The sequence below is a fragment of the Paenibacillus sp. 598K genome (assembly GCF_003851045.1).
Lineage (GTDB): Bacteria > Bacillota > Bacilli > Paenibacillales > Paenibacillaceae > Paenibacillus_D.
This window is the reverse complement of record NZ_BFBX01000088.1, coordinates 52,890-59,582: the sequence shown is the minus strand read 5'-3', so window position 1 is coordinate 59,582 and position 6,693 is coordinate 52,890. Positions and strand designations below refer to the sequence as shown.

The 6,693-nt window shown below is 60.8% G+C and carries 5 protein-coding genes and 1 pseudogene; all 6 read left to right on the top strand.

The features are described from left to right. A pseudogene (locus PA598K_RS36475) lies at positions 1–333 on the top strand (hypothetical protein); the annotation flags it as partial. Then, entirely contained in the window at positions 330–2,576 is a 2,247-nt protein-coding gene (locus PA598K_RS23925; RefSeq protein ID WP_128659376.1) for a TadE/TadG family type IV pilus assembly protein, read from the top strand. The pseudogene PA598K_RS36475 and the gene PA598K_RS23925, both read left to right, overlap by 4 nt. Next, the gene (locus PA598K_RS23920) at positions 2,539–3,504 is read left to right on the top strand and encodes a hypothetical protein (protein ID WP_128659375.1); all 966 of its coding nucleotides are present in this window, start codon (positions 2,539–2,541) and stop codon (positions 3,502–3,504) included. Before PA598K_RS23925 ends, PA598K_RS23920 begins: the two co-directional genes overlap by 38 nt. A 1-nt stretch (position 3,505) precedes the next feature. Then, entirely contained in the window at positions 3,506–4,006 is a 501-nt protein-coding gene (locus PA598K_RS23915) for an A24 family peptidase (RefSeq protein ID WP_128659374.1), read from the top strand. Positions 4,007–4,028: 22 nt separating this feature from the next. Next, the gene (locus PA598K_RS23910; protein ID WP_128659373.1) at positions 4,029–5,807 is read left to right on the top strand and encodes a DUF6382 domain-containing protein; all 1,779 of its coding nucleotides are present in this window, start codon (positions 4,029–4,031) and stop codon (positions 5,805–5,807) included. A 133-nt stretch (positions 5,808–5,940) separates the two neighbouring features. Next, positions 5,941–6,660, top strand: a complete 720-nt coding sequence (locus tag PA598K_RS23905) for a stalk domain-containing protein (RefSeq protein WP_128659372.1) — start codon at positions 5,941–5,943, stop codon at positions 6,658–6,660. Positions 6,661–6,693 lie beyond the last annotated feature (33 nt).

The following is a 6,693-nucleotide window of genomic DNA, read 5'->3' as shown; positions in this document are numbered from 1 at the left end:
TCGGCGGCAGCCGTCTTCGTGCCGGAAGCTTATGGCGGCGACCTTTCCTTCGAAGGGGGCTTGCTCCTGCGGACGGTGACGGCGCGGGTACGACAGCCGATCCGCATCGCGCCGCTAGAGTATTTCATCGGGCATTCCGAGCCGCAAGCGCGCGCCAGCGGCACCGTCGTCGATCCGGTCGAGTTCATCCGCAGCATCGATCTGGTGCGGTATTATACGGCGAAGTTCGGCGATAATGCCGACACGAAGTCTAAGAAGAAGAAGGCAGCCGAGATCCTGCGCGGGCGTACTGTCAAGGGAGGAGGCACGAACCAGGGAGGAGGTAAAAAATGAGGAGACGATTCGGCAAGCGGCGATGGACTTCGGGGATGCGCAAGCTTGCCCATCGCGACGAAGCTGCAATTACGGTATTCTTTGCGATGGTGATGGCAGGCATCCTGTTCTTCACGGCGGTGCTGATCGATTTCGGCCGGATCGCCGCCGCCGACCGCAAGCTGGAGATGGCGACCCAGAGCGGCGTACGCTCTGTCCTGTCGGCGTATGACGAGACGCTTTACAGCCGATATGGTCTGTTCGCGCGCGGCGGATCGGATGCCGATGCGATCCTGCAGCGGGTCGCGGAGCAAAGTTTGACTTCGCCTGAGGGGGGCTTCCAGCTGCTGCCGATGCAGCGAGAGGCTTCGCATGTCAACCCGTCGCAGGTGCTCGGCATGCACGAGGTGTTCCGCCGACAGGTGCTTGAGGAGATGAAGTACAAGGCGCCGATCGACTTTACGATGGATCTCATCTCGCGCTTCGGTCCGCTGGCCGGTGCGATGAAGGAGGCGACCGCCACGGTCAATCTGCTGGAGCAGATGCGCAAGCTGTACGAGAAGCGGGAGAAGGCGCTCAAGGAGGCGCTGACGCTGATGCGGACTGCGGCGGCGCTCGGCGCCGACTCAGGGCTCAAGAAGCTGATCCCTACTACCGTCGGCACCCATCTTTATGAAACTACGGCAGTCAGCATCGTATTCGAGTATGGTACGTACCAGACGTGGCTGGCGAATGCCTCGGTAACGGACAAAGATGGGCGATATATCTATGCGGCTGCTATCGCGGCCTATCAGTACAAGGCGCGCAGCACAGCCGAGTCGATCCGTCAGGCTGCTGCCTCCTCTTACAGCCGCCAGGAGCCGCTCTTGATGCAAGCGGTCGCCGAGGTGGATGCGGCGCAGGACGCCAACCAGGCGATGCGCGAGCTGGCCAAGTCGGCCGCCGCTTCGGCGCCTGCCGGTTATGACAGCCTGCAAGGCGCTGACGGCGCAGGCGACGATGGCGCATCACTATCGGACGATGCGAGCGACGAGCTTCAGGAGATTCGGCGGATGGCCGAGGATATGGTGCTCGACGACGACTACTTTGAGCAATACAAGGTCGAGATTCGTCAGCAGTTAACCGACTTCCGTTCGGTGGACACCGCTGCTGCTTCCTTCCATGCTTCGCTTAATGCGGCGCTTGGCGGACTGAGCGCTCCCTCGCTGCTGGAGGAATCGCTCGCCAGTCTGAAGCTTGCCTTTACTACCTACATCCAGCGATATTCGGATCCAGGCACAGTCATCCAGGAGCGTCATCTGAATCTGCCTTCGAACGGCAAGACGGCAAAGCAGGTCAAGGAGAAGGAATCCGAGGCCAAAGGGATGATGAAGCAAGCTCGCGAGCTGCTGCAGCGAATGTCGGTTCGTCCCCAAGTTGATGAGCATCGGGAGGCTTTCGAGCAGTTGAAGGCGCGCTTTGAGGAGAGTCAACGATTTAATGCGTCGGGCAGCGAAGCCGAGCCAGTCGATACGGATAACCCGAGCGAGTCGGAGGATGCGGTCAGCAAGGATGCGGAGGCGGCGATGAACGGTCTGGGCAGCTTGTTCGGCGGCCTGGGGGAAGCGGCGACAGGCGTTCGGGATCTGTTGTATTTAACGGAGTACGCTTCGCAGCGGTTCGCGCATTTCCCGCCGCAGAAGCTGCAGACCTTGTTCGAGAGCGGGGGGACAGAGGAGTTTGCCCATGCGCTGAATGTGAGTCAGCAGGAGCTGGAGTATGTCCTCTATGGCCTTCACCATCCGGCAGGCAATGTGTCGGCGGCCTATGGCGAGATTTTTGCGGTGCGGCTGGCGATTCGAACGATGGAGGGGCTGATCGAAAGTCGTTCGCTTGGCCATCCGTTGCTGATTCTCGCGGCAGCCGTTATCTACGGCATCGGCAAGGCGGTGGAGGACTTGTTTGACCTGGTCCGTACAGGCAAAACCGAGCTGTCCAAGTACGCCAAGGTAGATATCCGCTATCTCGATTATCTGAGGTTGTTCCTGATGGTTCAAGGCTCGGCGGACAACAAAATGTCCCGGATGATCGCATTGATGGAGCATAACACCGGCTACCGACTGGCGATGATGCCGACTGGCGCATCGGCTGAGGTGACCGGCTCGCTGCGGCTGTGGTTTTTGCCGGGCATCATGAAGCAGCTGGCCCGGACAGGGCTGCTGGATGGAAAGGTAACGGGGAATCGCTATGAGACGACGCAAACTGTGGCCTGGTCTTACTCGTAATCGAAGCGGCGAGGATGGCAGCATCGTGCTGGAGGCGGCGCTGCTGCTGCCGTTGGTGCTGTTTGTATTGTTGTTCTTTGTCATGCTGGTGCAGCTGGCGGCGGCGCAGATGGCGCTCAATGATGCTGCCTCGCAGGTCGTACGGCAAACGGCGGCTCATATGCATCCGGCGTTGCTGGCGGTCGACAAGCTGCCCAAACGTCCCGAGCCGGAGCAGCAGCGACTGCCTCTGGCGGATATGGGGCTAGCGGCCGAGGCCTTGTCGAAGTGGCTGCCGGACCCGGCCGGAACGTTGGTCGAGGCTGCGGTCACCGGCGACTGGAGCGCTGCGGAGGAGATGGCGACCTCATACCTGGCCTCCCGCGTCGCCGAGCCGTTGCTGAGGCGAGTGGCCGAGGAGAGCGTGCTGGATGTGGAGCATCTGAGCATCGAGGGCTTGAAGCTACCGGATCTGGCCGGTCGCGACGAGGCTTTTTTGGAGCTGGTAGCGGTCTACGAATACCCGCTCCGGCTACCCTTCGCGCCCCGTTCGCTCAAGCTGCAAGGGCGGGCGACCGAGCGTGTGTGGATCCCTGACGCTCTTCCCTCGGATTCGGGCAGTGCGGGGGAAGCGGAGACGGGCTTGCTGCAGATCGTCGGCATCCAGCCCGACCCGGTGCGGCCGGGTCGCAAGGCGCGGCTGATCGCCAGGACCGAGCCAGGCGCCACGGTGTCGCTCGCGGTCCAATACAAGAGCGGCGCGAGCAAGGCGCGGCATCTGGGCGAAGCGACGGCAGACGAGCACGGCTATGTGGAGTGGGAATGGCATGTATCGGGCAATACGACGCCGGGGACATGGGAGTTGACCGTAACGGGCGCGGACGACCGGACTGTCGGGATGCATTTCGACGTCGTCAAGGCCCGATCGACAGAGGAAGGGGAGAGCTGAGATGGCGATGACCAGCATGGCTGCGCTGCTGATCGTAGCGACGGCATTAATTACCGATATTCGAGCGATGCGCATACCGAACGTATTGACCCTGACGGCATGTGTCGTCGGCTGGCTGTACCAAGGGATCGCGGCAGGCTGGGCAGGTCTCGGCCTGGCGCTGCTCGGGACGGCGGCGGGCTTCGCACCGCTGCTGCTCATGTACCTGCTGCGTGGAGTCGGGGCGGGCGATGTGAAGCTGTTCGGGGCGTTGGGTGCCTGGCTGGGCACAGCCGCCGTGTTCGAGCTGATGTGTGTATCGATTATACTGGCGGGGATTATCGGCCTGGCTGTGCTGATCTGCTATCGGCCGTTCTTGTCACGCTGTCTGAATGTGCTGCAAGGATGGATGTGGCTGCGGGTAGATGGCGCAGGACCAAGCGACGACGAGAGCCGGAAGCGGCTGCGGTTTCCGTTTATGCTGGCGGTGGCTCCGGCGGCGCTCATTTGTTTTGTAATCTAGCGATGAGGAGAGGAGAAGCGAGATGGAGCTTTATCGGATGGATTTTACGATGCAGCGCGGACATGAGATGCTGCTGGATCGGGAGCAAGGAATCGTGCGCGAGCAATTGGACGAGCTGGAGCTGAGTATGCTGCAGGCGTCGGAAGTGCCGAGGCTGCTGAGGATGGACTGGTACGAGATGGATGGCCGCATTACCTTCCGTTATGCTCTGTCAGGCAAACGGATGCTGTCGCAGCGTCTGCAGACAGGACCGTTTACGATGCGCCATTATTATCAGCTGATGCTGGCGATCGTCGAAGCGCTGGCGGACTGCAAGCACTATATGTTGCGGAGCGAGGCAGTGCTCCTGCAGGAGCAATATATGTACGTCGGCGATAGCTGGCAGGAGGTCGGACTGGCATATATGCCGATGCGCGAAGCGGCCTCGTCCTCGGCGCGGCAGCAGCTGATGGGGCTGGCCGTACGCTGGACGGTCCACATCGAGCAGGTGGACGGGGACGGACTGCAGCGGATGCTGCGCGAGCTCGGCAGCGACACGACGGACTGGACGCCGCTGCGCGAGCTGCTGCTTGAGTTGATCGCGCTCGCGCCTGCGTCGGAGCAGATCCGGCAGCGTGCGGGTGCGGCATCGGTACAGTCGCAGCCTGAGTCGGCCCGTCAGCGCACAGCCGTTGCTCCGACGCAGCAGCCGCCGGAGCGAGCAGGGCAGCGCACGGCATCGGTGCAGCCGTCAGGGCGAGCTCCAGTTGCTGGAGCTTCATCTATCGCCACAGCTACTTCGCAGCGAAGCGGGCTTGAAACTCCGGGGCCGCAGCGTCAGTCGACCTTCGCCAAGCCGATGTCATCAGGGCAGCCGGAACAGCGCTCCTCGGCTGCGGCATCTCGCACCGAGCTGCCGCAGAGTCTCGCCTCGGCAGCATCTGATGCTCGCGGCGCTGCAAGCCCCGGCTTGCCGAGCGATGACACGAGGTTGCCTGCTCCACAGATGCTGGACGATGAGGCCAAGGAGAGCTCCGGCTCGCGGCGACCTTTCGTCATCGGGGCGATCGTCGTCATCGCGGCAGCGCTAGTCTGGCGCTATGGTTATATGGAGACGCCGACGCTGCAGCGCGCGCTGCTCTGCGGCGGCTTGACTCTATTGGCGGCGGCAGCCGGCTATTGGGCGTGGCGAAGCTCCAGCCAGGCGGAGGAGTTGGAGGATAACGCAGAGGCTGCGCTTCAACAGGAGATGGACGACTATGCGCAGGACCAATCTGCCTGGCGCTGGGGAGGCTGGGAGCGGCAGCCGGAGCCTGCCGAGGATGTACCGGCTCAGAATGCTCAGTCCGCTCCAACTGTCTCCGACCATCCGCCGGTCATACGTGCGTCAGGGTGGACGGTTCCAGAGGAGGAGCGAGTTGCTGAGTTTGCGCCTACGGGCTCCACTGCGGCTCCAGGCAGCGAAGAGACGGTACTGCTCGGAACCTCCGGCTCGATGCCGGGGGACAACCGCGAGGGCGCTTATCTGGAGCGGCTCTGGGAAGGGCGATCCGAGCGAGTATCGCTTGCGGGCCAACGCTTCGTCATCGGCCGCTCCGGCGAAGCGGCGCATTATGTCGACCCCAGCTCCGGCTTGTCTCGCTCCCACCTCGAGATACTGCGCGAGACGGGCGGTTATGCGGCCAAGGATCTCGGCTCTCGCAATGGCACCTTGCTTAATGGCGAGTCGATGATTCCCTACAAGCTCTATGCCATCCAGCCTGGGGACCGGCTGCAGTTGGCTGGGAGCCATGGGGCTGTCTATACGTTTCAAGCAATCTAATGCGATCAGATAGGTCTTTAGGCTTTCTTTAGATTCTAAATATAGTCTAAAGATACTAGTTCTTAGGGAGGACATAAGGGAAGGGGGAAGAATCCTATACAGGGAACCACCCACCCGAAAAGGAGTGCAAATGATGACAACAAGAAAAAACAAATGGCTCATTAGCGGTATCTCGGCGGCATGTATCCTGTCTTTTACCCTGGGTGCCCAGGCAGCCGGAACGTTAGAGCAGATCCAGGCTAATCTTAATCATGGCATCAAGTTTGTGCTGGACGGCCAACCATGGAATCCCAAAAACGCTAACGGCGACGCGATCAAGCCGATCAGTTACAAAGAGACAACCTATGTGCCGCTGCGGGCCGTCGCAGAAGCGACGGGCGCGGACGTGAAGTGGGACGCCGCTTCGCAGACGATCTCGATCGGTACAGAAGAGGCTGAGGCGGTTCGGAAGCCATTCAGCAACAATGTGGTTTCTCATGTAAAAGGATATGGCGTCAGCGGCATCACGCAAAATAAAGATGAGCTGTTGTTCGGCGAAACGCAATATACAACGGGGTTTATGGTGCAAGGTGTCAACTCGGCTGGACAGGAGATCAAATTCAAGGTCAAGGAAGGTACGAAAAGAATCGGTATTACGGTAGCTTTTAAAGACCCGAAAGGTCATGGCGCAACATACACAATCGGCACCAAGGATAGCAATCTGGCGACTGGTTCGGTTGCGGATGGCGCGATCGCTTCCAACACCTTTGATGTGCCGCGCGGCGTGACGGAGCTGACATTGGAGTTCGAAGGCGGCATCAGCGGCAACGGCACCGGCTATCTGATCTGGGATGAGAGCTGGTTGGAATCCTAGTCTTTGCGCCTAATGCTCACTAAACTAAACATG